This window comes from Haloglomus halophilum, assembly GCF_024298885.1.
GTDB lineage: Archaea > Halobacteriota > Halobacteria > Halobacteriales > Haloarculaceae > Haloglomus > Haloglomus halophilum.
This window is the reverse complement of sequence record NZ_CP101166.1, coordinates 2,391,101-2,417,027: the sequence shown is the minus strand read 5'-3', so window position 1 is coordinate 2,417,027 and position 25,927 is coordinate 2,391,101. Positions and strand designations below refer to the sequence as shown.

Genomic DNA, 25,927 nt, shown 5'->3' with positions numbered 1-25,927 from the left:
ACCTGGTAGGATATTCATTTCCCCTTGCATGGGGGGCTGGTATAAGTCGCCCCCGAACGGCTCGAACCGGCGACAGCAGGCCGTTATCCACCGAACGGCCACGTCCAGCGACAGAGCCGTCCAGCGACGGTCACGTGACTCGTGGGCCGCGGAGGCTACTCCACGGCGTCGCGCATCCGCTCGGTGAAATCCCAGGTGTACAGCCGGTCGGGGTCGATACGGATCCGGACCTCGTCGCGGTCAGCGCGGAGCAGCCGGTCGCCGAGGCCGTTGTCGGTGCCGCCGAGATAGCGGTCGAACAGGGCTCGCAACAGGCTCTTGTCCCGGTCCGGCTCGACCGTCGCCGTCCCGGCGCCACGGACCCCCCGATAGGGGGGCTCGTTGGTCGACACCTCGAAGCTGACGCCGTCGTCGTGGTCGAGGTAGCGTACCACGTCGGCGTCGGCCCCGGTGGCACACCAGAGCGCCCCATCACACGGGAGGAACCAGAGCGAGAGCATCCAGAGGCCCCCAGCGGGCGTCCGGCAGGCGACACGGATGGGCACCGTCGTCTCGGCGAGGAAGGAGTTCGCCTCGGCCTCCGACCAGCTACCGGTGACGTTCACGGGGTCCCTACGAACAGGAGGCGCAATTAGCTTCCGGCGGGCCACCTACCGTGCCGGGACTCCACGGCGGCTGTTGGGCCTCGCTCCGCCCGCCCCTCACTGCCGGGCACCGGTCCCGAGGGCTATAGAGCGGGTCGTACCGCTCATAGCAACCGTTCTCCGTCGGGTGGCCGGAGCGAGCACATGGTCTCCGAACAGGACCTGCGGCGCATCGCGGCGTTCGTCGACCGCGGCGGTGAGCGCACGGGGACGGCATCGGCGGCCCCGACGGAGCGGCGACACGTCACGGGGGTCGCGGATGGCTGACCCTATCGCGGTGCTGGCGGGGAGCGACTGCGGGTGGTGTGGCGCCACGACGCTCCGGCGCACGACGTACAAGGGTGACCGCGCGATGGTGTGCGAGGACTGCGGGACGCCGGTGCTACGGCTGTTCTGATGGCCTCATCGGGCCCGGCCGTGCCGTGGCTCGCCCTGTGACCAGGGGACGTAGTCGTAGAGCCAGTACCCGAGCACCAGCAGGAGGAACAGCCCGACCGCGGACATGGCACCCACGTCGCTGGCGAAGTCCTGCGTGTTCCCCAGCAGCAGGAGCCCCGCTCTGACCGCGCCGCCGGCGAGCCACGCGACCGCGGCCAGCACGACCACTATCAGCAGTTTGACCGCCCAGCTCCGGTCCTCCGCTCGCATATCTCCCCCTTTCGGGGGGCGGGGTTAAGGCTGGCGCCAGCGCCGGCCGTCGTGTCGGCTACGGGCCCGACGCCGGTAGCAACTCGTCGAGCGCCGGCACCGCCCGGAGGTCGATGCCCGAGCGGACCAGCGCCGCCGCGTCGTCCAGGGGTGACCCCGCCGCCGTAGCCGAGGGGGGGTCGCCGCCGAACAGCGGGGCCAGGAACGCCCGACGGACCGCGGGCGACCGGAACAGGCCGTGACAGTACGTGCCGAGAACGGACCCCTCGGCGGCGCTGTCCGGCCCGAGCGGTCGGGCGACCGCGCCGGTGGCCGTCGTCGTCCCGGCGTGGATCTCGTAGCCGGTGACCGTCGCGCCACCGGCATCGTCGCCGGCCGTCGCGTCCGTGGTGTCGTCGGGGGCGGCCACGTCGGCCAGGGGCCCGGCGGGCGTCAGTGGGTGTTCGACCCGGGAGACCCGCTTTGTCGGCGCGAACCGTGTGACGACCGGCAGGAGGCCGAACCCCGCGACGCTGCCCTCGGCGCGCGTGCTCTCGTGCTCGACCCGTTCGAGCCGTTCGCCCAGCAGCTGGTAGCCGCCGCAGATGCCGACGACGGGACCATCGAACGACCGCAGCTCCGCGCCGAGACCCGCCTCCCGACACGCGAGCAGGTCGTCGACGGCGTTCTTCGTGCCGGGGAGGACGACGGCGTCGGCGTCGCCGAACGACGCGCCCGGCGGCCGGAACGCGACCCGGACGCCGGGAACCCGTGCCAGCGGGTCGGCGTCGGTGGCGTTGGAGATACGAGGGAGCCGGACGACGGCGACCGTCACGGCCGCCTCGTCGGGCACGCCGTCGTCGGCGCCCCTGACCGCACGCTCGCCGCGGGCGGGGAGCGAGAGGCTGTCCTCGTCCGGCAGTTCCGGGTCCTCGTGCGGGAGGACGCCGAGGACGGGGACGCCGGTGCGGTCCTCGAAGGCGTCGAGTCCCGGCGCGAGCAGCGAGCGGTCGCCGCGGAACTTGTTGACGACGACGCCGACGACCCGCTCGCGAACGTCGTCGGGGAGCAGCTCCAGCGTCCCGACGAGCGAGGCGAACACGCCGCCGCGCTCGATGTCCGCGACCAGCAGGACCGACGCGTCGGCGAAGCGTGCGGTCTCGACGTTGGCGAGGTCGCGGTCGTGGAGGTTGATCTCGGCGATGCTGCCGGCACCCTCCGCGACCACGATGTCGTGCTCGGCGGCGAGCCGGCGGTGGGCCGCGACCGCCGCGTCGCGGGCCTCCTCCCAGTGGTCGTCGTAGTAGGTGTCGGCACTGTAGTGGCCGACGGCGACGCCGTCGACGACGACCTGGCTCTCGCCGTCGCCGCGGGGCTTCAGGAGCACCGGGTTCAGGTCCGTCGTCGGTGCCACGCGGGCGGCCCGGGCCTGCGTGTGCTGGGAGACGCCGATCTCCCCCCACTGGCCGCTCGCGCCACGCTCGGGGTCGTCGTCCGTCGCTTCCTCGTCCACCCGGCCGTCCGCCGTTCCGTCGCCCGCTCGGCCGTCTGCCTCCCCGTCGCCCGCTCGCCCGGCCGCCCCGTCGTCACCCCGAACCGCCGCCGGTCGCAGCGCGACGTGGGCGTTGTTGCTCATGTTCTGGGCCTTGAACGGCGCGACGTCGACGCCGGCGTCCGCGAGCGCGCGGCAGAGCCCGGCCACGACCGTCGACTTGCCGACGTGACTCGCGGTGCCCGCGACGAGCAGGGTCGGGGCGAGTTCGGCGTCACCCATCCGCCAGCGCCTCCACGAACCGGTCGAACGCGCCACTCGCGGCGTGGACGTGGGCGTACGTGCCGAGCGTTCGGTGTTCGGTCAGGCCGTCGTGGTCGCCGTCGAGGCCGTCACCACGGACGACATCGAACGCGAACCGGGCGTCCCGGCCGAGCGTCGCCTCGGAGTAGTGGAACTCGTGGCCGCGCACGGTCGCTCCGGCGGGTGCGGTGAGCGTCCCGTCGCGGGCCCGCAGCTCGACGTGGTCGAGCGCCTGGTAACGGTCACACATTCGTACCTCGGCGGGGAGGATGCCCGCCATCGCGTGGGTCCCGTCGTCGGTCTCCAGCGACTCCGCCAGCGCCATCAGGCCGCCACACTCCCCGAGAACGGGGAGGCCGTCGGCCGCGCGCTCGCCGAGGTCGTCGAGCGTTCCGGACGACGCGAGGACAGGGGCGTGGAGTTCGGGGTAGCCGCCCGGGAGATAGACGCCGTCGCAGTCGGGGACGGGGTCGCCCGCGACCGGCGAGAACGTCGTCACGTCCGCGCGACTCCGGAGGCGCTCGCGGGTCGCGGGGTAACAGAAGCGGAACGCGGCGTCCCGCGCGACGGCGATACGGGCGGTCGTCCGGTCGCGCTCGGGCGCCGGCTCGTCCGGCCGCCTGGCCGCCCGCGCGGCGTCCAGCAGCCGGTCCGTCCGCACGTGCTCGGCAGCCGCGTCGAGCGCGTCGTCCGGGAGCGGGTCCTCCGCACCCATGTGGAGGCCGAGGTGGCGTTCCGGGATTTCGAGGTCGCCGTTCGGCGGAATCCGGCCGAACCACGTCAGGTCGTCCGGGAGCGCCTCGCGGACCCCGTCGGCGTGCCGGCCGCCGTGGGCCTGCTGGGCGAGGACGCCGACCACGTCGATGTCGTGGCCGGCCTCGGCGGCGTACTCGCGGAAGCCCAGCGCCGTCGCGGCGACACTCTCCATCCCCGCCGCCGCATCGACCACGAGCACGACCGGCAGGTCCAGTGCCGCCGCCACGTCCGCCGTCGAGGAGACGGTGCCGTCGTACAGCCCCATCACGCCCTCGACGACCCGAACCTCACCCGCGTCGCGGTGGAAGTTGCGGCGGACGCCGTCCGCGCCCTCCAGCCACGGGTCCAGCGTCCGCGATGGATGGCCGGTGACCGCGCGGTGGTGGCTCGGGTCGATGAAATCCGGGCCGGCCTTGCCCGCGCGAACATCCACGTCCTCGGCCGCGAGCGCGCGGCAGACGGCCAGCGTGGCGACCGTCTTGCCGACGCCCGAGGCGGTGCCGCCGAGAACCAGTCCCCGCATCAGCGCTCGCCCCCGGCCGTGGGCTCTCGCTCGGTCCCGGCCAGCAGTCGGTCGTAGACGGCCCGTATCTGCTCGTGGACGGCTCCTGTTCCGACTCCGGCATCGGCCGCGAGGGCCAACGCGCCGCCCATCCCGACGCCCTCCTTCGCCTCGCCGTCGGCGTAGGCCCGCATCGCGGGATGGTCGCGCCCGTCGAACGCCGGGTCCGAGACCCGGATGTCGGCGTCCGCGGCGGCCGCCAGGGCCCGGAAATCGGCGCTCTCGTCACCTGCGACGAACGCCGTGGTGGCCACCGTCAGGTCGTGTTCGACGCCGGCGTGGCGGGCGAGCAGTGCCGCCGTCGCCTGCTGGGTCCCGCCCGCGAGCGTCACGGTCGCCCCGGCATCCGTGGCGCCCTGTACGAGGCCGAGCGTCGCCGCCAGCGTCGGGTCGCCCATCGCCCGTACGGCCGCCACGGGGGCGTCGGCATGGGCACCGGTGTCGATGCCGCTCGCGTCGAGCCCCTCGCGGACCACCCGCCGTTTCAGGTCGAGCGGGTTCGCCGGCAGCGACGAGGAGACGGTCGCTGGCTCGCCCAGCGCGGCCAGCGTCCCGAGCGCCGTCGTCGTCCCGCCGGGGATGGTCTCGGCGAGCCACAGGTCGTCCGTCTCGGCCGCGAGCGCGCGGCCGTGGTCGCGGGCGCGCTCGGCGATACCTTCGGCATCGGGCACCGCCTCGGCGGACCGGATGTCGTCGCCCGGACCGTCGGCGAGCGTCGTCGCCTCGACACCCGTTGGAGCCGACAGCCCGGCGTCGATGACAGCCGCGTCGAACGAGACGAGTTCGCGGACCGCCCGCGTCACGACGGCAGGGGTCGGACAGCCGGCGGGGCTGACCGGGACGACGGATGCCGCGGTCGGCTCGCCGTGGAGGAGGATCTCGGCGTCCGCACTGGGCGTGTGGGCCATCAGCGTCGGGTCGGCCCCGGCGGCGCTGATGCCCTCGATCTCGGCCGTCGCGGTGCCTCCCGCGACGAGGACGAACCGGGTCATCGGGCACCTCCGGTCGGGTGTCGCTGTCGAGTCACTGTGATTGTCTTCGGACAAGTGAACTTGAAGCCGTCGCCCGACCGACGGCCGAGCCGGGACCGTCGGAGAACGGTGGGCCGTTCAGTCCCGCAGGTCAGACCGGAGCGCCGCCAGCACCGTCCGGGCCTGGTCGAGGCCGTTCTGGAGCAGTGCCTTCGCGAAGTCGTCCTCGGCGTTCGCGATGGCCGCCTCCAGCGCCGCGGCGGCGTTCTCGTCGAGCCCCCGACCGTGGCCGGAGCAGACCCGCTCCGGTTCGAGGCCCCGGAGCGCCGTCGGTGGGTGGCGCCGGCGCATCGTCATCACGCCCAGGGGCTCGTCGCCGACACGCATGTAGTCGGCCGTGCCGACGCACTCGCCGACGCGGAGCGTCTCGCCGTTCCAGAGCGCGTACTCGTACCAGGGGGCGCCCAGTGCCGTGCCGGTCGCGACCTCGATGAACTCGTAGTCGCCCAGCCGCTCGCCCACCGCGACGCGCTCGATGGGGACCGCGAGGTCGGGCACGGCCCCGTCCGGTACATCCGCGCCCACGTAGACGGGCACGTCGTGGCGCCGCGCGAACAGCCCCGCATCGCGGGTGTGGTGGTTCGACAGGAGGACGACACCCGCGACCTCGCCGAACTCGGCGAGCAGGTCGTCGACGCCGGGCGCGTCGAGCGGGTCCACGAGGTAGACGCCCTCGTCGGTGGCGAGCGCCGTGCTGGCCCGCTCCATCGTCTCCTCGGGATGGACGAGCCACTCGACGCCACCCGCCCAGCGGAGGCCTTCCTCGTATCCCGTCGGTGCGGCGGTCACTTTGGCTGGCATGGGTGGACCCTCGGGTGACGGTCACGTAACGATAGGGGTCGAACGGGCGGCGGGACGACTCGCACCACCGGCACTCCGGGCCGGGCGTGTCAGAACGGGCTGAGCGTATTCGTGACGAGGCTGGCCTGCTGTTCGGCGAGGAGGCCGACGGCGATGGGCTGGCGGACGGCCTCGTCGAGCACGAGTTCGCCGGGGGTGGCGGCCTCGCCGGGGAAGAGATGGGTCGTCTCCACGTCGGCGGCGACATCACCCACGACCTGGAGGACGGAGCCATGCCGGAGGAGCCGCACCTTGTTCCCCTCGATGACCAGATCGCCGTTCAGCCACGCCGAGGTGACCGGGCGGCCGTCGACGATGCGCCGCCAGGTCTGGTACGGGCCCTTCACGACGTAGCCCACGTCCTTCTCGGTCGGGTCGTCGAGGACCTCGGTTCCCGTGCAGCGGCCCTCCTCGAGGCCGACGTAGGCGTAGATCGTCCCGTCGTGTACCTTCGTCTCGATCTGATAGAGCAGGTCCTGCACGTTCGCGGGCAGCGAGGGTCGTAGCGTCTCCCCGAACCGCTCGGGGGCCGCCGCGAGCGAGACATCGCTGACGCCGGCCCGGATGTTCTCCGGCAGGTCCGCCAGCACCGAGTCGGGCAGGTCACCGAGCGTGGTCTCGGCCAGCGGGATGTCGTCGATGACCAGCATCACGTCCCCGTCGAACCCCACACCCCAGCCCGAGGCTATCGTGTCGAGCCTGCGGCTCCGGTCGAGTGCATGCCCGAAGGCCTCCAACCACTGCTCCGTGGGATACAAACTCATGCCAACTGTTCGCATCGATGGGGTACAATCATATAAATAGACCGGTTCTGTAAGGCGATTCATAAGCTATCGACGGACTCGACCCGGTTACCGCGAGAAGCAGGTTTTACCGGCCCGACCGCGTACACTCGAACGTGGCATCTCCGTTCGACGTGCTCGGGGTCGACCCCGGAGCCGACGACGAGACCATCGAGCAGGCGTACCGCGAACGCGTGTTCGAGGCGCACCCGGACCACGGCGGCTCCGCCGCCGAGTTCCAGCGCATCCGTCGGGCCTACGAGCGTATCGAGAACGGGTACGACCCCAGCGAGAACGGAGCGACGCCGGCACCCGGGGACGAGGGCGACGCCGAACCCGACGACCCCGCCGTCGGCGTCACCGTCGAGTACCTCGACTACCAGGCGCTCGCGGACCAGGGCTGGGAACTGACCGACGCGGACCTCTTCGAGAAGGCCGTCGACACGGACCTCGACGAGGCCGACTACGGCACGTTCGTCGCCGAACCGGGGACGCCGCTGCTCGAAGCGGCCGAGGAAGCGGGCCATGCCTGGCCGTTCGCCTGCCGTGGCGGCGCCTGCACCAACTGTGCCGTCGCCGTCATCGACGGCGAGATGCCGATGCACTCCAGCCATATCCTCCCACAGGAGTGGATCGACCGCGGTATCCGGCTCTCCTGCGTGAGTGCCCCCGTCTCCGACGGGATGCAGGTCGTGTTCAACGTCAAGCACCTCCCCGGGCTGGAGGAGCTGCTCCTGCCGGCGAGTCGCTTCGACAAGGCCCGCTCCAGCGGGGACTGACCCCCCTCGTCGTCTTCCCAGGTCAGTATGAACTGCCCTGCACTCCCGGCAGAACGGCTATCCTGAACAGCCAGTTAGCTCGGGACGTGAACCCGAAAGTCGAGTGCGGGTGCGGGACCCTGTTGACCGCGACGGAAGCCGACGCCCGGAGTGTGAGCGACCGCGTGACCTGCCGGAACTGCGGTAGCAGGTACGTGCTCACGGCGACACGAATCGTCGACGGCTCCCTCTGAGGACGGTTCGAAGTACCCTGATTCGCCGGCCGTACTCTCTATCGTTCGGCACTCGAAAGCGCGTGTCCCCGTATCCCCGCTGGGACGACGCCCACGGCAGCCGCCACCCGGCGTCACTCGTCCTCGGGGGCGTCCACCTCGCTCCTCGCGAGGACCCCGGGGTCTACCGACCTGCACCTCGTCCCCTCGAAATCCGCCGGGTCGGTTCCCTTCTGTCTACAGGCCTCACAGCGAATCCCCGGCACTGGCACGTCCGAAGGCGGGTCCGACGCGTCCCGGAGTTCGTACACGGGACGCCGTTCGAACGGCCCCTCGTGCCCGGACTCCCTGGCCGCGGCTTTCGTCTCGGAAACCCGCTCGCCCGGAGTCGACACGTCCCGGAGGGAAGGCGGCAGGTCACCGGCCTCGGCGGGTAGGGACTCGTCCTCGTCGCTCATACCCCGTATAGATAGGTTGCATAAATAGTTATTCTGGGGGTCAGTACGCGGGTCGCTTCCGGTTCCGTGTTTCGGCGCTCGGCTCCCTGACGGTCGAGGAATCGTGGGGCAGTGTCACCGTCGGATGTGACTGCTCGCGAAGGAACGACCGGAAAGGATGGACTCGCGGGGGTCTCGCGAGCGGAGCGAGTGAGACCACGCGAGGGAACGAACGAAGTGAGTGGACTCGCGGGGATTTGAACCCCGGGCCTCTTCCTTGCGAAGGAAGCGATCTGCCGCTGATCTACGAGCCCGCAATCCGAAGAAGTCGAGCGGTTCACTTGAGGATTCCGTTTCCCCGGCTACGCGCCGAGCAACTCGAACGCGAGGCCGGGGATAGTGATGAACACGATGCCGACGATGATGAGCAGCGCGGGCGTCCAGAGGATGCCCATGCTGGTGAACAGCCACAGCCCGAGGCCGGCGAGGACCATGATGGCACCGATGACCCGGAGGAGCATCACCAGGATGCCCTCCAGTTCGGTCCCCTCCACGGCCTCCGCGGCTTCGAGTGCCTCGTCCATAGCACCCGTCTCTACCACCGCCCCCTACCTGTCGGTGTGGCCGGATAGTTCGCTGTTTGAAGTAGGGGTGCGCGTGGCCAGCCGCATCCGTGGGTCGTGATGGTGGTGGCCAGCGGCTCGTGAACGAGCGAGAACAGAAGCCGCACCGTGGCCGTCACGGTGCCGGGGGGTCCGGCCTCGCCGGGTACCGTCGGACGGGTCCGACAGCCCTCGTGACCGTGGAGCGTTCGCTCAGTCCTCGAGGACGATCTCGATGGAGACGTCGTTCGGGACCTGGATGCGCATGAGCTGCCGGAGCGCGCGTTCGTCGGCGTCGATATCGATCAGCCGCTTGTGGACGCGCATCTCCCAGTGCTCCCACGTGGCGGTCCCCTCGCCGTCCGGGGACTTCCGCGAGGGGATCTCCAGGTTCTTCGTCGGGAGCGGCACCGGGCCGCTCAGCTGGACGCCCGTGTTGTCGGCGATCTCACGGACGTCGTCGCAGATGTCGTCGAGGTCCTCGGGGCTGGTCCCCGCCAGACGGACGCGTGCCTGCTGCATTCTATCGCTCGTTGACGCTCAGGACCTTCCCGGCGGCGATGGTCTGGCCCATGTCGCGGATGGCGAAGGAGCCGAGCTCCGGGATCTCGGAGGACGGCTCGATGCTGAGGGGCTTCTGCGGGCGGACGGTGACGACCGCCGCGTCGCCGGACTGGATGAAGTCCGGGTTCTCCTCGGCGACCTCGCCGGAGGAGGGGTCGAGCTTCTTGTCGATGGCCTCGATGGTACACGCGACCTGCGCCGTGTGGGCGTGGAAGACCGGCGTGTAACCCGCGGTGATGACCGACGGGTGCTGCATCACGACGATCTGGGCCTGGAACGTCTCGGCGACGCTCGGCGGGTCGTCGGCGGGGCCACAGACGTCGCCACGGCGGATGTCGTCCTTCCCGACGCCACGGACGTTGAACCCGACGTTGTCACCGGGGCCGGCCTGGTCGACCTCCTCGTGGTGCATCTCGACGGTCTTGACCTCGCCGCCGACGTCGCTGGGCTGGAAGCTGACGTTGTCGCCGGGGCTCATCACACCGGTCTCGATACGGCCGACCGGCACGGTACCGATGCCGGAGATGGTGTAGACGTCCTGGATGGGCAGACGCAGCGGCGCGTCCGTCGGCGGCTGCGGCTCCGGAAGGTTGTTGAGGGCCTCCAGCAGGGTCTCACCGTCGTACCACGGCGTGTTGTCGGACTCCTCGGAGACGTTGTCGCCCTCGAACGCCGAGGTCGGGATGAAGCTCGCGTCGTCCGTGTCGAAGCGGACCTGCTTGAGGAGCTTCTTGACCTCCTCGACGGTCTCGTCGTAGCGGCTCTCCTGGTAGTCGACCAGGTCCATCTTGTTGACCGCGATGATGAGCTCGTCGATGCCCAGGGTCTTCGCGAGGAAGACGTGCTCCTGGGTCTGGGGCTGGACGCCGTCGTCGGCGGCGACCACGAGCACGGCGTTGTCGGCCTGGCTCGCGCCCGTGATCATGTTCTTCACGAAGTCACGGTGACCCGGACAGTCGACGATCGTGAAGTAGTAGGTGTCCGTGTCGAACTCCTGGTGGGCGATGTCGATGGTGACACCACGCTCGCGCTCCTCGGCGAGGTTGTCCATCACGTAGGCGAACTCGAAGCCGCCCTTGCCCTTCTCTTCGGCCTCCTCTCGATACTGCTCGATGACGTGCTCGGGGACACTCCCTGTCTCGAACAGGAGGCGCCCGACCATCGTACTCTTCCCGTGGTCGACGTGGCCGATGACGGCCAGGTTCTGGTGCGGTTTGTCGCTCATGGTTGATGTCGCGCCTCGCGTGGCGCTATGTGCGGAGAACGTTACCCCGACGCCCGTAAGAAGATTTCGATACCACGGGCCGGAATCGCACGAATCCGCCCGTTTCGCGGGCCGTGCGTGCCGTTCACACGGGTCCCGCACCCGCTGGGGACACGCTCGGGACACGCTGCCGTCAGTCGGCGTAGAACCGGACCAGCCCGCATTCCCCACAGAGATACGCGTCGAGGTAGGCGTTCCCGCCCACCACCCCCAGCAGCCCGTCGGCGTCGGGGTCGTCGATGCGGATGCTCTCGTTGTGCGGCCCGGCGGAGTAGTCGACGCGCTGGAGGGTCACGCTGCAGTCCGGGCAGGTACGGGTGGGCATAGCGGCGCGTCCGCGCCCAGCACGAAAAGTGTCCGCCCGGCTACTCCAGCGGCTCCAGCAGCCCCACGTCCGCCAGCACCGCGCTTGCCGTCTCCGGGCCGCCAGCGCCCGCGCCGGAGATGTTGAGCCGCCCCGCGTGCTCGGTCTCCAGCTGGACGATGTTCGTCGTCCCGCCGACCGCGAGCGTGCCGTGCTCGGGGACGAGCCGTGGCCCGACCCGCACGTCGCCGTCGGCGACCTCGCCGATGAGCCGCACGGTGCGCCCGTCCTCGGCGGCGAGTTCGAGCGCGCTCCCCGGAATCGAGCGGATGCCGGCCACCTCCGCGTCGTCGAGGGTGTAGCCGCCGTCGTACAGCACGTTCGCGAGGATGACACATTTCAGCGCCGCGTCGGTCCCGTTGACGTCGAAGGAGGGGTCGGCCTCCGCGACGCCGAGGTCCTGAGCCTCCGCGAGGACGTGCTCGTAGTCCAGCCCCTCGGCGGCCATCCGCGAGAGGACGAAGTTGGCGGTCCCGTTGAGGACGCCCCGGACCGCGGAGACGCGCTCGGGCCCGAGCGAACGGACCGTCGACAGCGTCGGGATGGCGCCCGCGACGGTCGCCTCGAACAGCACGCGGCCGCGCGAGTCGGCTTCGAGCGCCCGGACCTCGTCGTAGCGCTCGGCGACGGGGCCCTTGTTGGCGAGCACGACGTGCCGGTCGCGTTCGAGGGCGGCCTCGACGTGGCCGAAGCCGGGCTGGGCGTCGTCCAGCGTCGTCGGCGTCGCCTCGACGAGCGCGTCGTAAGAGGTGTCGAGCGCGGCGTCGATAGTGTCGTCGCCGACCGCGCCCGTCTCCGCCTTGCGCTCCAGCGTGGCCGCCACGTCCAGCCCGTCGGGGTCGACGGCGGCACCCGAGGAATCCGCGAGTGCCGTCACGGTGTGGCCGTACTCGCCGGCCAGCTCCGCGACCGAGCGGCCGACCGCACCCACGCCGAGGACGGCGAGCTTCACGCGTCGCCACCTCCGGCGAGCGGCTCCACCACGTCGAGGCCCTTCTCGTCGGCCACCTCGCGGACAGTCGTGAGTGCCTGCTCGGCGGCGCCCGCGTGGGTGTCCATGCGGATGCGTGCAGAGGAGAGTTCGTCCGTACCATCCGGCGCCGACAGCGCCACGTCGTCGATGCTCGCGCCGCCGCAGTCCTCGATGCGCGACAGCGTGTCCGAGAGATCCGTATCGACGAGGTGGCCCACCAGAAGCACGACGAGTTCCTCGGCGTACTCCTCGGCGCCCGCGCGGACGACGTTGACGCCGTTCTCGCGGAGCGCGTCGACGACCTCCTCGAACCGCTCGGGCGTCGCCTCCAGGTCCACCTCGACGGGGATGTGGCCCCGTGGGGTGATGTTCCCGCGCTCGTGGAAGATGGAGAGCAGGTTCCCGCCGTTGTCGGCGATGGGTTCGAGCGCCCGCAGCAGCTCGCCGGGCTCGTCCTGCAGCTCCAGGCGGACCGTGTACGCCCGGACCGGCTCGGACTCGCTCACGCCATCACCTCACGTGCGTGACGACTCGGTTGCATGGCCGGATACCCGGCACGGCCGGGCATAAGCCCCCCGGAACCCGGCAGTCTCGCCGTGCCCGCTCCCGGGCAGGCTATCGTGCCCGACAGCCGCGCCCGCTCGCGTCGGCTTCAAGCCCTCCGCGCCGTTCGAGACGAACGTGACGCTCCCGCCGACGCCCTCCCCGACCGCGATCACGGCCGCCGTCTCCGGCGCCGCGAGCCCCGACCCCGGCGTCGGCCTCGTCGGGACGTTCGTGGTGGTCGTACTCGCGGCGCTACTTCTGCGACGGTTCGCGTGACTCGCGGGCCAGCTGCCAGCCCCGCGACAGCAGGGACAGGTAGCGGTCCCGGGAGCCGTCGGTCACGTCCCGCTATCCCGGGCAGTCCGTTGTCAATCTTTTCCGGCCCATTCCAGTATAAATATTTTGAATCGATTGTTGGAGTATTGTAGTGTATATAGGCATATTATCTGTGCCACAAATGCTTTAATCGTGTCCTCGAATCAGCGGGTCGCCAGTCCGGAACCGCAATCCCGTTGCCGGTTCGACCCGAAGCCGTCCCCATGTCCACCGCCCACCAGATCGTCGATATCCTGCTCGCGGGACTCATCGCGGGCCTCGTCGCCTTCCCGATGAGCCTCGTCGCGCCGCGGGCCGCCACCAGCGTCGGGGTCGCCGCCGCCGCCGCGTTCTACTTCTCCCGGCATCCCTGGGGCGTCGACGAGGCGTCCGGTCGCGAGTACAACGAGCAGCTCGACGACCTGTACGAGCGGTACCTCCCGTTCTGACCAGCGTGAAACCCGAACCGATTCCGGAAAAGGACTAATGCAACATCGAGTCGTTACCCGACATGGACCGGCGCGACTACCTCCGGGCGCTCGGCGTCGGCGGGGCGGCGTCGCTCTCGGGGTGTGTCGCTGACGGTGATGGTGGCGCCTCGGCACCGTCGCTCGCTGCCGGTCGGCTGACGCTCGCCACCGCGACGACGGCACACGACAGCGGTCTGCTGGGGCGGCTCAACCCGGGATTCCGCGAGGCGTTCGGGGCCGAGGTACGGACGCTCGTCGAGGGGACCGGCGCGGCGCTCCGCACCGCCCAGGACGGGGACTGCGACGTGGTTCTCGTCCACGCCCGCCCGCTCGAGGACCGGTTCCTCCGGGAGGGGCACGGCGTGAACCGGCGCACGCTCATGCGCAACGACTTCCTGCTCGTCGGCCCCCGGGGTGACCCGGCGGCCGCCGCCGGCCGCCCCGTCACGGACGCCTTCCGTGCGGTCGCTCGCGCCGGGACGCCGTTCCTCTCCCGCGGCGACGACTCCGGCACCCACGTCCGGGAGCGCCGGATCTGGGACGCCGCCAGCGTCGACCCGACCGGCGCGTGGTACCGCGAGACCGGACAGGGCATGGGCGACACCCTGACGACGGCCGACGAGGTCGGCGCCTACACCCTGACCGACCGCGGGACCTTCCTGACGCTCCGGCCGGACGTGGACCTCGTCGCCCACGTCGACCACGGCATCGCTGACCCGCCGCCACTCCTGCGCAACGAGTACGGGCTCATCCCCGTCAATCCTGCCCGCCACGATGTGGCCTACCCGCTGGCGATGGCCTACGTCGGCTATCTGACCGGCCCGGCGCAGGCGGCGATCCGCAGGTTCCGGCGCGACGGGGAACGAGCGTTCCACCCGACGGCGCGCTCGCCGGAGCCACGGTTCGAGCAGTACGTGCCGACGGACTGGTCCGGGGACTGACCCGTAATCGGGGCAAACGCTTTGCCCTCGTCACGCGCACCTGACTCCGGGATTCTCGCCCCCGACGGGGGCACCCGACGCAACACCATGGACGCACCCGAGACGACACACACGACGGTCATCGAGCGGCTCACCGACGCCTGGAACGACCACGACCGCGAGTCGATGGCGGAACTGTACGCCGAGGAACTCGCGGTCCCGAACGCCGAACCCGACACGCGCTCCCGTGCCGAGCAACTCGACGCGGAGATGGCCTTCTTCGAGTCGTTCCCGGACGCCACGGCGACCATCGAGGACCTGTTCGCCGCCCCGGACGGCGACCGGGTGTTCGTCCGCTGGCACGTGACCGCCACCCACGACGGCAACTTCGCGGGCATCGCGCCGACGGGCAACAGCCTCTCCTACGAGGAGTGGGCGCTCTACGAGGTCGCGGACGGCCGCATCACCGGCGTCCGGGCGACCCGCGACTCGCTGGAGATGCTGGAGCAACTCGACGCGCTCGACTGGCCGTCCGAGGCTGGCGAAGGGAGCTGGTAGCGCCGCTCGGTGACGCGAAGTATCCGTTACGCTCGATTACGCGGAGAGTCCGTCTTGCATACGCGCGAGCGAAGCGAGCGCGTTTCACCGCTGGCGACCGCTGGGAGCCAGCGGCATTTTTTCTGAATATTTTTTGCGGCGAGTGGTACCCGCAGACCGGCGGCCTCGCCGTCCTCAGAACCGCGGAGCGGTTCTGATGGGCTGCGCGAGAGCTTCGCTCTCGCGAACGCCGGTCAAGCGGTACCCGAGCCGTCAAAAAAGCTCGCGGCGAAAAAGCTCGCGTTTAGAAGTAATCGACGCCCTGGGGCAGTTCGAGCTTCATGCCCTTGCGCTCGCGGATCTCCTTGATGATGTCCGGCTGGAGGTTGTCCGCGAGGACGCGGAAGCCGGCGTTCTCCGTGTTCCACGAAGCACGGCCCTCGGTGGCCGAGCGGATGTCGCTGGAGAAGCCGATCATCTCGTCGACCGGCGCGATGCCCTCGACGACCATGAGGTCACCCTCCTGGTACATGTCGTCGACGCGGCCACGGCGACCCTGGATCTCGCCGGAGGCGGCGCCCATGTGCTCGTTGGGCACGTCGATGCGGACGTTCTGGATCGGCTCGAGCAGCTTCACCTCGGCGTGGATGAGCGACCGGTGGACCGCGTCACGCACGGCGGGGATGACCTGCGCGGGACCACGGTGGATGGCGTCCTCGTGGAGCCGGGCGTCGTGGAGCCGGATGAGGGCCCCCTCGACGGGCTCGGCGGCCAGCGGGCCGTCCTCGAGCGCCTCCTCCCACCCTTCGAGGACGAGCTCCATCGTCTCGTTGAGCTGCTGGACACCCTTCGTGTCGTCGATGAAGATGTTGGACTTGAAGATGTGCTCGACGTTCTGGGAGGTGTCCTTGTCCATGCCGGCCTCCTGCAGCGCCTCGCGGCGCTCCAGCTCGGGCATGTCCATGGTCGCCTCACCCTTCTTCAGCACGTCGATGATGTCCTGGTCGAGCGGTTCGAGGCTGACGTAGAACCGGTTGTGACGGTTCGGCGAGATGCCCTCGACCTCCGGGGTGGCCTGCGTGGGTGCCTCGCGGTAGACGACGATGGGCTCACCGGTCGTGACCGGGATGCCCTGGTTGCGCTCGATACGCTGGGTGATGACCTCGAGGTGGAGCTCACCCTGTCCGGAGATGAGGTGCTCGCCGGTGTCCTCGTTGATCTCGATGCGGATGGTGGGGTCCTCCTTGGAGACCTGCCGGAGCGTCTCGATGAGCTTCGGGAGGTCGTCCATGTTCTTCGCCTCGACGGACTTCGTGATGACCGGCTCCGAGATGTGCTCGATGGACTCGAACGGGGTCATCTCGATGGAGGAGACGGTGGAACCCGCGATGGCGTCCTTCAGGCCGGTGACGGCCGCGATGTTGCCGGCGGGGACGTGTTCGACCTCCTCGCGTTCGCCGCCCATGTAGATGCCGACGCTCTGGACGCGGTTCTTCCCCACGGTCCCGGAGACGTACAGCTCCTGGCCCTTCTCGATGGTACCCGAGAAGACACGGCCCGCGGCGATCTCGCCGGCGTGGGGGTCGACGCCGATGTCGGTGACCATCAGGACGACCTCGCCCTCGTCGTCGACGAGGCGCATCTGCTCGGCCACGTCCAGTGAGTCGTCACCACGCCAGACCCGCGGGATACGGCGGGGCTGGGCGTCGATGGGGTCCGGGAAGTGCTCACAGACCATGTCGAGCACGACGTCCGACAGCGGCGTCCGCTCGTGGAGCTCCTGGCGCTTGTCCGCTCGCTCCAGATCGATGATGTCGCCGAAGTCCATCCCGGTCCGCTGCATCGACGGCATGGAGACGCCCCATTTGTAGAGGGCGGACCCGAAGCCGACGGTACCGCCCTCGACGGAGACGGTCCAGTCGTCCACGTCGTCCATCTCCTCGGTCATCCCGCGGATGAGCTCGTTCACGTCGCGGATGACCTTCGTGAGGCGCTGCTGCATCTCCTCGGGCCCCTCCTGGAGCTCGGAGATGAGGCGGTCGACCTTGTTGATGAACAGCGCGGGCTTGACGCCCTCGCGGAGCGCCTGCCGCAGCACCGTCTCCGTCTGGGGCATGGCGCCCTCGACGGCGTCGACCACCACGAGCGCGCCGTCGACGGCACGCATCGCACGGGTCACGTCGCCACCGAAGTCCACGTGGCCCGGGGTGTCGATGAGGTTGATGAGGTGGTTGTTCCCCTCGTACTCGTGGGTCATCGACACGTTGGCCGCGTCGATGGTGATACCACGTTCCTGTTCGTCCTCCTCGGTGTCCATCGCGAGCTGCTGGCCGGCGCTCTCCTGGCCGATCATCCCGGCGCCCGCGAGGAGGTTGTCAGTCAGCGTTGTCTTGCCGTGATCGACGTGTGCGGCGATGGCGATGTTCCGGATCTGCTCCGGCTTGTCCATCAGTTTCTCGCACTCCTGTACGATCTTCTTGCGTCGGCCCATTATGGAGAGGGGTACCGGTAGCACCGTGAAAAGGGTAGTGTTTCGCCGTGCGCCCGCGTCTCGCGCCGTGCGACGGCGACACACGTTCTCCGGGCGGCACGCGTCCCCGAGGTGACCCCCGCCATCCCGGAGCTATGGCCACTGCCCCGCCATCCCGGGGTTAGTCCTCGGTGAGGTACTCGTACGCCCACTGGACCCGCTTGAAGCGCTCCGGGTCCCCGCCGCGGTCGGGATGGACCTCCTTCACCCGGGTGCGGTACGCCTCGCGGATGGTCTCGGGGTCGGCGTCCGCGGCCACGCCGAGCAGCTCGCGGGCCTGCTCCGCCCGGCGGTCAGTTCGTGGCTCGCGGCGCGCGCGGCCCCGGTCACCCGGCCTCGTGTGCCGCTGGCGGTCACGGCGCTGCTGGTTCTGCCGGCCGCGCTGTCGGGCACCGGCCCGACCGGCGGTGCTCCCGTGTCGCTCACGGCGGCTCCCGGCGCCGGACGACCGGGTACCGCGCTCCGTCCCGTCGTCCGCCTGGCCGTCGTACTCCTGCTGGAACGAGCGCCAGTGGCGGTCGGCCCACTCCCAGTCGGCGTCCCAGTCGTCCCAGCCGCCGACGCGGTCGCGCTCGTCGGCGTCCCAGATGCGTTCCCCGTCCGGACCGAGTCCGGCGCCGGTTCCGCCGCTTCTGGTGTTGGTTCCGCCACTGGCTCGCCCCTTCGCGGCCCCGGTGTCGCCGAGGCGTTCACCGGGACCCGGTCCGTCGTCGGACGTACCGGTGCCGGTATCAGCGCCGACCCTGGCGCTGGCATCCGCCCGGCCGCCGCCGGACCACCGGTCCGACGAGGCTCGGCCGTCGGCCGCACCGCCGTCGGCCGCGGTGCTCCGCCAGTTGCCGTCCGGGTCCGTCCGGTCCTCGGGGCGACCGGTCCGGCCGTCCGCAGCGGCGCTCCGTTCCGGGTCGCCGACCTCCTCGTAGACGGTCGCGACGATGCGGGCGCTCCCGGCGGCCCACGCGAGGTAGGCGCCGGCGGCGAGGAGGAGTCCGACGGGGAGCAGCAGCGGTGCGACCGCGATACCGGCCCCGACGAGCACGAGCGCGAGGCCGCCGGCGAGGCCGGCTACCCCGACGAGGAGCCATCCGGTGTCCACGCCCGTGTGAACGTCTCCCGTCGTTGTAAACCCCTCGCCCGTCCCGACGACGGCCGTCTGACGGGCCGGACCCCCCGCCCGGGCGACGGTATCCGGTCATGTCGTCCGTGGGGATAAGCCTCAAACGGTACCGACCCGTTGTACGGGTGACATGGACCTGCGCGTACAGGGTCGCGGCCCGGCCGACCCCTTCCTCTCGGCCCGCGACCTCTTCGAGACGGAACACGACCTCGACTGGCCGGTCGAGGTCGAGGTCCGCGCCGACCCGGACGAACGGACGCTGACCGGCCACTACGACGACGAGGAGCGCCACGTCCTCGTGATGAGCGAGCAGGCCGCCCGGGGCGCGATGGCCCGGGAACTCGCCCTCCACGAGTTCTCGCACATGCTCCGCTACGAGGAGGCCCACCCCTCCCACACGCAGTCGATGGAGGAGGCGCTGTTCCTCGCGCTGGCCGGGCGCTCGGTCGAGCGCCGCAAGCTCACCCACTGCTACCAGATCGCGAACCACATGAAGGACATCTACGCCGACGACATCACGCTGGACGTGGCGCCGGCCGACAAACTGGTGTCCTTTCTCGAGTCCTCGCTCGCGGCGGCGGTCGCCGACCGCCCGGCCGAGGCCGGCGACCGCGGCGGCTGGCGACCCGACGGCCCACCCACGGCCACCGCGGGTGCGAGCCGCGAGGGCGGCGGCTGGCAGCGACTCACGCCCGCGGCCGACCCCGACATAACGGCGGTCAACGCGGCGTTCGCGCTCGCGCTGTGTGAGCGTCACGACCTCCTCCCGACGAATCACCGGCTCTACGACCTCGCCGAGGCCGCCGCGGCCGACGCACCGGAGGTGTCGCTCGCGGCGTTCAAGACCCACTTCCGGACGCTCGCCGCGGACACGGACGACTCGGAGTATCGCAAGGCACTCGTCGACATCACCCGCGAGTACGCCGGCGGCTCGGGGCCGGCGGCCGACTGAGCGCGTGCCGGCTCCGGCCCGGGCTATCCTCCGCTGCGACCGCGTGAGGAAAGACTGATTGCCTGCACTCCGTGACGGGGTGGCATGTCCCGATTCGCCGTCGCGTTGCTCGCCGTCTGTCTCGTCCTGGGGCCGGTGGCACCGGTCGTCGCCCAGGACGGCGGCACGGCGACCGGCACGGCCAACGCGACCGCGACTGCCGAGCCGACGCCCGAACTGGGTGCCTGTACCGGCACGATGACCGACCCCGCCGACGGCGTCACCGTCGTCAGCGTACAGGGGGCGCGCTACCAGCCGGAGGTCGAGAAGACGACCGCCCGCCTCGTGGCCTTCGGGCCCCGGGGGAACGTCCGCTGGGTTCACGAACCCGAGGGCGTCGTCTGGTCGTACGACATCGACCCGCTGCCGAACGGCGACCTGTTCCTCACGGCCACGACCCGCGTACAGGGCGAGGGGAAGACGAAGTTCATCCGGTTCGACCCCGCCAACCAGTCGGCCGTCTGGTCCGTGACCGCCGACTTCCACGACACCCACGACGCCGACCTGCTGGACGAGCACCGCATCGCCGTCGCGAACATGCGCGACCCGGACCCCGCCAACGGCACGAACGGCGACAGCCTCGCCATCTTCAACCGCACCTCCGGCGAGGTGGAGTGGGAGTGGCGCTTCGACGACCACTACCCGCCGAACGTCGGCGGCAACTACAGCGACGACTGGACCCACGTCAACGACATCGACCCCGTTCGGGGCGGTGAGGCGTTCCTCGCCTCCCCGCGCAACCTCGACCAGGTCATCCTCGTGGACCGCTCGTCCGGGGAGATCGAGGCCCGCCTCGGCCGCGACCAGCAGTGGTCCACGCTCCACGCCCAGCACAACCCGATGTACCTGGAGAGCGACTCCGGCCGGCCGACGTTCCTCGTCGCGGACTCGGAGAACGACCGCCTCGTCGAGTACGAACTCCGCGAGGGCGCGAACGCGACGGCCGGGACCGCCGGCGAGGGCGGCGCCTGGCGCCGGACGTGGACCCTCGGCAGCGCCGAGTCCTTCCAGTGGCCCCGCGACGCCGACCGTCTGGAGAACGGGAACACGCTCGTCGGCGACTCCCGGCACAACCGCGTGCTGGAGGTCACGCCCGAGGGCGAGGTCGTCTGGGAGGTGTACGCCCCGTGGCTCGTCTACGACGTGGCGCGGATTCCGAACGGCAACGAGGGCGGCGGCCCCACCATCGCCGACCAGGGCGCAGAGGGGAAGTACGAACTGAGCGGTGGTACCGCGTTCAGCCTCGAACAGCAGGAGGAGTGCGCGAGCACGCTGGATGCGGCTGCCGGTCGGGGCTCGTTCTTCGCGCCCGGTGGGGCTGTGGATGGCGTGGTCCAGCGTCTGGGTGGGTTGCCTGTCGTGGTCGGTGGGGTCGTGGTGCTGGTGGTTGCGGGTGTGGCCTTCCGTTTCCGTGACCGGCTAGTGTAGGGCTGGTACTGGCTCTGAGCGTTCTAGTTCTGCGACTTTGCGAGTGTGGTCGGCACCGCTGATGGGCCCCTCGCGCTCCACGACGGCAGCGACTCGGACAGCAAAACGACCTACGAAGCCCTCGCGCGCTCAGGACCCCGCGGCTCGCTGTGGTCCTCGGGTTCGCTTCGCTCACCCTGCGGTCCTTGCGTCGCCGGGGAGCCGCTGAGCGCGCTCGCCCTTCGATTCCGCCAGGGATGTCGGCCGTGTCACGGGCGCGGCGCCCCTGCCCTTCCCCAGGTCGCGCGGGCTCCGCTTCGCTCCGCCACGCGCTCCCGGCCGGATGGCGGTTGCTCGGACAGCCGGTTCCGGGACCAGGAAGCGCGCGGGCGCCTCCCCGCAGGCGGTGCCCGAACCCCTTGCGGGTGAGGGCCCGCCGAGTTCCGGCGCCCGCGCGGGGAGGTGTGGGGGCACTAGCACTCCGCTGGAACCACCACGCACGTCGCTCGACTCGAAACAAGGGCACCTGGCGGAATCGAAGGGCGAACGCTCTCGACGACGGCGGCCGACGCAAGCACCGCAGCACATGCCCGGAACGGCACGAGCGAAGCGAGCGCCGCATGCCCGGACTGCGAGGCGCGCAGCGAGGCCCCCGAGTCGAGAGCGTGAGGGCTTCGTAGTATTTGATTCGAGTGCGCAGTATTAGCCCATAATTTGGGCCATAAAATCTGAAACCGTCTGTCTATCCAATAATTGAGGTGAATAGTGTACCGCGTTTAGGCGTCCGGTCCAGTCCACTTGCCGAGGGTGGCCGAGTCGCCGCCGTTCGAGGACTCCCAGACCATTCGGATGGTATCGCCATCGCCAACGCCGACCTGGGCTGTGCTGCCCGCCGAAACAGTACCACCGATGTTGCAGTCGTTCGACGAGGCGCCCGAATTCCAGCTCCACTTGTTACTGCCATCGGTGATGAACAGCTGGTCCCCGTCGATTTCGTCACCGCCATCGTGAGTGATGGTCAGGAGGCCGTCACCACCGAAGGTCTGTCCACCGCTGTCACATTCTCCGCTACTGCCATCAACGGACCCGTCGAAGTCGAACGTGAAACTCGCCTGCGGAGAGGTGCTCTCCAACTCGTCCCCCAGCCCAAGCACGAACGTCCCGATGACGGCAGCCAGAATCACCGTAATCGCGACCATCAGGATGACGCCGATGACCGGCGAGACCGCCTCGTCGTCCCGCACCAGTTCTGTGAACTCCATACCCAACCCACACACCCGACCCACTTACAAAATATCAAACTACATACAAGAAAACACCCCGTCACCGAGGAAAGAGTTACACCCGTGAAACGAGTCACACCGTGACAAGCGCGGCAGGTTCAGGTGTTGCACGCGCGGAAGTGATTACATGAGTCGGGACTGGACGCTGGCGGTGCAGGAGACGGTCGGGGCGAACCGGTACGTCCCGCTCCCGCCCGCCGTCCGCGAGACCATCGCGTTCGAGCACCCGCTGGACGGCGAGAGCGTCCACTGGAACTACGAGCGCCACTCCGACTACGTCGTCCTCTCGCGGCGACCGCTGGAGGCGCCGGAGTACGTCGACGTGGGCCGGTACAAGGTGTACGACGGCGGCGAGAACCGCCAGCGCCGGGTCCGCCCGCCCGAGCGACTGGACGACGTCGTCCGGTCGAACTTCGAGCCCGAGTCGCGGGTCGTCTACCTCGCCTACGAGGAGATGGTCGACGCCGAGAACCCCTCGGTCTACCTGCTGTCGACGGCGCAGCTGCTCGCGCTCCTGCCGGACGAGGCCGGCCACCCCACGGCGGGCGACGACGGCGCGATGACCGAGGCGCTCCTGCGGATGCCCGGCTTCCTCCCGCCGCCCTGAATCGCCACCACTTCCCCTGCAACGCTGCCTGCCCGCCGACCAGCTATGGAGGCCTACCGCGAGACCCGCGCGCTAGACCGGCCCGCCGCGCTCGTACGGGCGGCGTTCGAGGAGGACGCGCGCTTCACCGCCGACACGGACATCGACGCCGGGGCCGGGAGCACCGACGCCGCCACGAGTCGGTGGGTCGCCCGGCGCGGCCCCTACCGGACCACGGCGGAACTCGACGCGACCACGGGCGAGCTTCAGGTCAACGTCGCGCTCCCCGACGAGTACGCCCCGGGTGCCGTCGTCCTCCTCGTGGCCGTCGCTGCCGCGCTCGCGCTCGGCGCGCCGGCGTGGACGTTCCTGCCGGCGCTCTGGGGGGGTGCCGTCCTGACGCTGCTCCCCGTCGGCCAGCTGCTCGTCGGCCCGCTCCCGGACACGCCGGGTGCCCGTACCGTCGACCGCGGACTGACCGCGACCACGCTGGCGCCCTACGCGGCGACGGCACTGGCGCTGTTCGGCACGCTCCGGGGGACGCTCTCGCCGCTACTCGCCGCCGCCCCGGTCACCGTCCTGACCGCCATCGGGGCGGGTGCGTACCTGCTCGCCGGCACGGACCGGCGCGTGACCGCACTCGACGTGCCGCTCTCGGGGTTGCTCGCGCCGCTCGTCGCCGCGACGAACCTCCTCGTCGGGGGCGCGCTCCTGCGGGACGCACGGTCGCCTACGCTCGCGGTCGGGCTGGCTGGCGCGCTCGCGCTCGTGCTCGCGGCGCTGTTCGTCGCGTACTGTCACCTCGCGCTCCGGCGCTTCCGGGCCGCGCGGCTGGCGCCCGTCGCCCGCCGGTACCGTGCGCTGGCGGCGGCCGGCTACGGCGCTCTGACGCTCGTCCTCGCGGGCAGCGTCGGCCTCGGTTCTCTCGCCGTCGTCACCGGCCGCCCGGTGCCGGTGGTCCCGTCCCGCGCAGCCCTCCGGACGGCGCTGGGTGGCGACCCGGCGGTGGCCGGGTTCACGCTGTTGCTCGTGGCGCCGCTGGCGTTCCTCGCCGTCGGCTGGGGCGCACACCTCGCCGGGAGCGTCGGCGGGCGACTCGCGGCGTTCGCCCGGTCGGAGCCGCTCGACGCGGCCGCCCGCGACACCGGCGACGGCGTCCCCGACGCGTTCCCGGTTCCCGTTCGCGTCGTCTCGACGGACCAGCCGCTCGTACGCCCGGTGGCCGTCGCGGGCCTGTGGCGCGGCGTCCTCGTCGGCCGGCCCGTGGTCGAGACGCTGGCGGCGGACGAACTCCGCGCCGTCGTCGCCCACGAGGCCCACCACCTCGACGGACGCGACCTGACGGCGGCCGCGGCGGCGGCCCTCGCCGGCCTCGGCTTCGGCGGCCGGAACGCGCTGCTGGCGTTCTACGACTACGCGGCGGCCGAGCAGGCCGCCGACGAACACGCCGCCCGGGCGGTCGGGCCGGACGCGACGGTCCGGGCGCTGCGTCGGCTGGAGGCGCTTCAGGCCAGGGGCGCTGGCGCGGCCGTCGCCGACGGGAGCGGGCGTATCGCACCGTCCACCAGTCGCGTGCGCGCCGTTCGGTCGGTCCTCCGTGCCCCGTACGACCTGTTCTTCGGACGGGTCCTGCTCGACGCCGCGCACCGGCCGGTCGACGAGCGCGTTCGGCACCTCCGCGAGGAGTGCTGACCGTCCGGGTCAGGGCCGTCGGAGCCGCGTCAGAATCGGCAGGAGGACCCCGGCGACCATCCCCGACCCCGCGAGCGCGTAGAGCCCCAGTTTCGCGGCCCGGTACGGGTCACGCGCGGGTTCCAGCGAGCGCGTGACGAACACGTAGCCCCCGCCCGTCGCCACGAGGGTCGGGTCCGGGTCGACGGGGGCGGTCCGGTCGCGGTCGACCACCGCGCGGTGGTTGCTCGACCGGGCCGCACGGGCCACCGGCTCGGAGACCTCGGCGACGGGCACCGCGAGCCCCTCGGCCACCTGCCGGGCCGGCACGGCCTCGGCACGCAGCCGGAAGGCGCCGTCGCTGACCGTGGCGTTCACCGCGTAGTACTGCTGACCGCGGTTGTCCCAGTAGAACTCGGCGTCGGTCAGCGCCCGGAGGTTGCCGCTGACGTTCTCCGCCGGGCGCTCGAACGTGCCGTTCGCCGCGCGCCGGACCGTGCCGGTGATGATGAAATCGCCGTTGACGCCGGGGTGGAGCGCCAGCACTCCGTCCATGGCCTCCGTCTCCGGGTCGACGGGCTGGCCGGTGTAGACGGTCTGGGAGTCGGGTCCGGGCCCGTTGCCGACGACCGGCTGCGCGAGCAGACAGAGCGAGCAGAGGAGCAACAGCACGCCCCGGCGGCGGTTCCGGCGATGCGTCGATTCGGCCACGCCGGAGCGGGCGCCCCGCGACGGGATAAATCTCCTCACTCCAGCATCGCTGCGGCCTCCTCCAGCGTGATGGCGCCCTGTTCGAACGCCAGCAGCACGTCGCGGACGCCCGTCTCGTCGGCATCGTCTTCGTCGCCCTCGTCCGCCTCGGCGTAGTCGTCGAGCCCCGTCCGTGTCGAGTGACCCGTCAGCTCGTCCATGTCCTGCCCGTCGGCGAGTGCGACCTCCTTCTTCACGCGGTAGTTCCCGCCGTCCGTGACGTAGAGGTCCGCGGGGTGGAAGAAGTACCAGTCCTCGCGGTCGAAGCGCACGCCGACCTTCGGGGCGGCACCGAAGTTCTGCGCGAAGTAGACGAGGTTCTCGATCTCCTGCCCGTCGAGGTAGATGGGGTCGCCCGCCGAGGATTTCGCCTCGATAGCGTAGAAGACCTCGCCGTCGCCAGCCAGCACGTCCGGGAGCTCGCGCTCGGTCGCACTGCCCGAGGCGGGGGCCCGCATCACCGCGAAACCGCGCTCGTCCAGCCGGTTGACGAGTTCACGCTCCCGGCGGTCACCCTTCGCGTTCGAGTTCGCCATACGGATCCTGGGTCGTGGGGGTACTTGAACGGGCCG

Annotated in this window: 31 protein-coding genes and 1 tRNA gene; 12 read left to right on the top strand and 20 right to left on the bottom strand. The window is 70.7% G+C overall.

Features of this window, described 5'->3' with window-relative positions; all coding sequences use genetic code 11:
- Positions 1 to 155 precede the first annotated feature (155 nt).
- On the bottom strand, positions 156 to 605 hold the full coding sequence (locus NL114_RS11680) for a pyridoxamine 5'-phosphate oxidase family protein (protein WP_254821096.1): 450 nt from the start codon (positions 603 to 605) through the stop codon (positions 156 to 158).
- Positions 606 to 788: 183 nt separating this feature from the next.
- Here NL114_RS11680 and NL114_RS21650 point away from each other — a divergent pair, with 183 nt between their 5' ends.
- Positions 789 to 911, top strand: coding sequence for a hypothetical protein (locus tag NL114_RS21650; protein ID WP_286671070.1), 123 nt, complete (start codon positions 789 to 791; stop codon positions 909 to 911).
- Positions 904 to 1,041, top strand: a complete 138-nt coding sequence (locus NL114_RS11675) for a hypothetical protein (RefSeq protein WP_254821095.1) — start codon at positions 904 to 906, stop codon at positions 1,039 to 1,041. The genes NL114_RS21650 and NL114_RS11675 overlap by 8 nt, the downstream gene beginning before the upstream one ends.
- A 5-nt stretch (positions 1,042 to 1,046) precedes the next feature.
- On the opposite strand, the gene NL114_RS11670 is transcribed toward NL114_RS11675, so the two are convergent.
- The 6 genes from NL114_RS11670 to NL114_RS11645 form a co-directional block, all read right to left on the bottom strand.
- Entirely contained in the window at positions 1,047 to 1,292 is a 246-nt protein-coding gene (locus NL114_RS11670) for a hypothetical protein (protein ID WP_254821094.1), read from the bottom strand.
- A gap of 58 nt (positions 1,293 to 1,350) precedes the next feature.
- Complete coding sequence (locus NL114_RS11665) at positions 1,351 to 3,045, bottom strand: cobyric acid synthase (protein WP_254821093.1); 1,695 nt, start codon at positions 3,043 to 3,045, stop codon at positions 1,351 to 1,353.
- Entirely contained in the window at positions 3,038 to 4,345 is a 1,308-nt protein-coding gene (locus NL114_RS11660; protein ID WP_254821092.1) for a cobyrinic acid a,c-diamide synthase, read from the bottom strand. The genes NL114_RS11665 and NL114_RS11660 overlap by 8 nt, the downstream gene beginning before the upstream one ends.
- Entirely contained in the window at positions 4,345 to 5,376 is a 1,032-nt protein-coding gene (locus NL114_RS11655) for a nicotinate-nucleotide--dimethylbenzimidazole phosphoribosyltransferase (RefSeq protein ID WP_254821091.1), read from the bottom strand. Before NL114_RS11655 ends, NL114_RS11660 begins: the two co-directional genes overlap by 1 nt.
- A gap of 117 nt (positions 5,377 to 5,493) precedes the next feature.
- Positions 5,494 to 6,216, bottom strand: a complete 723-nt coding sequence (locus NL114_RS11650; protein ID WP_254821090.1) for a hypothetical protein — start codon at positions 6,214 to 6,216, stop codon at positions 5,494 to 5,496.
- A gap of 89 nt (positions 6,217 to 6,305) precedes the next feature.
- The gene (locus NL114_RS11645; RefSeq protein ID WP_254821089.1) at positions 6,306 to 7,019 is read right to left on the bottom strand and encodes a sterol carrier protein; all 714 of its coding nucleotides are present in this window, start codon (positions 7,017 to 7,019) and stop codon (positions 6,306 to 6,308) included.
- A gap of 134 nt (positions 7,020 to 7,153) precedes the next feature.
- Between NL114_RS11645 and fer the strand changes: the two genes are divergently transcribed.
- Complete coding sequence (gene fer, locus NL114_RS11640) at positions 7,154 to 7,816, top strand: ferredoxin Fer (protein WP_254821088.1); 663 nt, start codon at positions 7,154 to 7,156, stop codon at positions 7,814 to 7,816.
- Between the two features lie 86 nt (positions 7,817 to 7,902).
- On the top strand, positions 7,903 to 8,049 hold the full coding sequence (locus NL114_RS11635) for a hypothetical protein (protein ID WP_254821087.1): 147 nt from the start codon (positions 7,903 to 7,905) through the stop codon (positions 8,047 to 8,049).
- 113 nt (positions 8,050 to 8,162) lie between these two features.
- Here the strand turns inward: NL114_RS11635 and NL114_RS11630 are convergent, their stop codons facing one another.
- The 8 genes from NL114_RS11630 to NL114_RS11595 all read right to left on the bottom strand — a co-directional run bounded on the left by NL114_RS11630 (position 8,163) and on the right by NL114_RS11595 (position 12,738).
- A complete protein-coding gene (locus NL114_RS11630) occupies positions 8,163 to 8,486 on the bottom strand; it encodes a hypothetical protein (protein WP_254821086.1) in 324 nt (107 codons plus the stop codon).
- A 221-nt stretch (positions 8,487 to 8,707) separates the two neighbouring features.
- Positions 8,708 to 8,779, bottom strand: a tRNA-Ala gene (locus tag NL114_RS11625).
- Positions 8,780 to 8,827: 48 nt separating this feature from the next.
- Positions 8,828 to 9,049: a hypothetical protein gene (locus tag NL114_RS11620; protein WP_254821085.1), complete on the bottom strand. Its 222-nt coding sequence runs from the start codon at positions 9,047 to 9,049 to the stop codon at positions 8,828 to 8,830.
- A 231-nt stretch (positions 9,050 to 9,280) separates the two neighbouring features.
- Entirely contained in the window at positions 9,281 to 9,589 is a 309-nt protein-coding gene (rpsJ, locus tag NL114_RS11615; protein WP_254821084.1) for a 30S ribosomal protein S10, read from the bottom strand.
- 1 nt (position 9,590) lies between these two features.
- Positions 9,591 to 10,856, bottom strand: coding sequence for a translation elongation factor EF-1 subunit alpha (gene tuf, locus NL114_RS11610; protein WP_254821083.1), 1,266 nt, complete (start codon positions 10,854 to 10,856; stop codon positions 9,591 to 9,593).
- A 172-nt stretch (positions 10,857 to 11,028) separates the two neighbouring features.
- Complete coding sequence (locus tag NL114_RS11605) at positions 11,029 to 11,220, bottom strand: hypothetical protein (protein WP_254821082.1); 192 nt, start codon at positions 11,218 to 11,220, stop codon at positions 11,029 to 11,031.
- Positions 11,221 to 11,260: 40 nt separating this feature from the next.
- Entirely contained in the window at positions 11,261 to 12,211 is a 951-nt protein-coding gene (locus NL114_RS11600; protein ID WP_254821081.1) for a homoserine dehydrogenase, read from the bottom strand.
- Positions 12,208 to 12,738, bottom strand: a complete 531-nt coding sequence (locus NL114_RS11595) for an amino acid-binding protein (protein WP_254821080.1) — start codon at positions 12,736 to 12,738, stop codon at positions 12,208 to 12,210. The genes NL114_RS11600 and NL114_RS11595 overlap by 4 nt, the downstream gene beginning before the upstream one ends.
- Positions 12,739 to 12,913: 175 nt before the next feature.
- Between NL114_RS11595 and NL114_RS11590 the strand changes: the two genes are divergently transcribed.
- The 4 genes from NL114_RS11590 (at position 12,914) to NL114_RS11575 (ending at position 15,041) form a co-directional block, all read left to right on the top strand.
- Positions 12,914 to 13,054, top strand: coding sequence for a hypothetical protein (locus NL114_RS11590; protein WP_254821079.1), 141 nt, complete (start codon positions 12,914 to 12,916; stop codon positions 13,052 to 13,054).
- A gap of 263 nt (positions 13,055 to 13,317) precedes the next feature.
- On the top strand, positions 13,318 to 13,542 hold the full coding sequence (locus tag NL114_RS11585; RefSeq protein ID WP_254821078.1) for a hypothetical protein: 225 nt from the start codon (positions 13,318 to 13,320) through the stop codon (positions 13,540 to 13,542).
- Positions 13,543 to 13,604: 62 nt separating this feature from the next.
- Positions 13,605 to 14,504: an ABC transporter substrate-binding protein gene (locus NL114_RS11580; protein WP_254821077.1), complete on the top strand. Its 900-nt coding sequence runs from the start codon at positions 13,605 to 13,607 to the stop codon at positions 14,502 to 14,504.
- A gap of 87 nt (positions 14,505 to 14,591) precedes the next feature.
- The gene (locus tag NL114_RS11575; RefSeq protein ID WP_254821076.1) at positions 14,592 to 15,041 is read left to right on the top strand and encodes an ester cyclase; all 450 of its coding nucleotides are present in this window, start codon (positions 14,592 to 14,594) and stop codon (positions 15,039 to 15,041) included.
- A gap of 283 nt (positions 15,042 to 15,324) precedes the next feature.
- Here NL114_RS11575 and NL114_RS11570 read toward each other — a convergent pair whose 3' ends face one another.
- Both NL114_RS11570 and NL114_RS11565 read right to left on the bottom strand, forming a co-directional pair.
- A complete protein-coding gene (locus tag NL114_RS11570; protein WP_254821075.1) occupies positions 15,325 to 17,511 on the bottom strand; it encodes an elongation factor EF-2 in 2,187 nt (728 codons plus the stop codon).
- A gap of 160 nt (positions 17,512 to 17,671) precedes the next feature.
- Positions 17,672 to 18,646, bottom strand: coding sequence for a DnaJ domain-containing protein (locus NL114_RS11565; RefSeq protein WP_254821074.1), 975 nt, complete (start codon positions 18,644 to 18,646; stop codon positions 17,672 to 17,674).
- A gap of 151 nt (positions 18,647 to 18,797) precedes the next feature.
- Between NL114_RS11565 and NL114_RS11560 the strand changes: the two genes are divergently transcribed.
- Together NL114_RS11560 and NL114_RS11555 are read left to right on the top strand one after the other, a co-directional pair.
- Positions 18,798 to 19,619: a DUF5781 family protein gene (locus NL114_RS11560; RefSeq protein WP_254821073.1), complete on the top strand. Its 822-nt coding sequence runs from the start codon at positions 18,798 to 18,800 to the stop codon at positions 19,617 to 19,619.
- A gap of 84 nt (positions 19,620 to 19,703) precedes the next feature.
- Positions 19,704 to 21,086 (top strand): aryl-sulfate sulfotransferase, encoded by a 1,383-nt coding sequence (locus NL114_RS11555; RefSeq protein WP_254821072.1) that lies wholly within the window; start codon positions 19,704 to 19,706, stop codon positions 21,084 to 21,086.
- 755 nt (positions 21,087 to 21,841) lie between these two features.
- Here NL114_RS11555 and NL114_RS11550 read toward each other — a convergent pair.
- A complete protein-coding gene (locus tag NL114_RS11550) occupies positions 21,842 to 22,327 on the bottom strand; it encodes a type IV pilin domain-containing protein (protein ID WP_254821071.1) in 486 nt (161 codons plus the stop codon).
- Between the two features lie 148 nt (positions 22,328 to 22,475).
- Here NL114_RS11550 and NL114_RS11545 point away from each other — a divergent pair, with 148 nt between their 5' ends.
- Together NL114_RS11545 and NL114_RS11540 are read left to right on the top strand one after the other, a co-directional pair.
- Positions 22,476 to 22,955: a hypothetical protein gene (locus NL114_RS11545; protein ID WP_254821070.1), complete on the top strand. Its 480-nt coding sequence runs from the start codon at positions 22,476 to 22,478 to the stop codon at positions 22,953 to 22,955.
- 45 nt (positions 22,956 to 23,000) lie between these two features.
- Entirely contained in the window at positions 23,001 to 24,626 is a 1,626-nt protein-coding gene (locus NL114_RS11540) for a M48 family metalloprotease (protein WP_254821069.1), read from the top strand.
- Positions 24,627 to 24,635: 9 nt separating this feature from the next.
- Here the strand turns inward: NL114_RS11540 and NL114_RS11535 are convergent, their stop codons facing one another.
- Together NL114_RS11535 and hjc are read right to left on the bottom strand one after the other, a co-directional pair.
- Positions 24,636 to 25,316 carry a DUF8127 domain-containing protein gene (locus NL114_RS11535; protein ID WP_254821068.1) on the bottom strand — a complete coding sequence of 227 codons (681 nt, stop codon included), beginning with the start codon at positions 25,314 to 25,316 and terminating at the stop codon, positions 24,636 to 24,638.
- Positions 25,317 to 25,351: 35 nt separating this feature from the next.
- Positions 25,352 to 25,891 (bottom strand): Holliday junction resolvase Hjc, encoded by a 540-nt coding sequence (gene hjc, locus NL114_RS11530; RefSeq protein ID WP_254821067.1) that lies wholly within the window; start codon positions 25,889 to 25,891, stop codon positions 25,352 to 25,354.
- Positions 25,892 to 25,927: the final 36 nt, after the last annotated feature.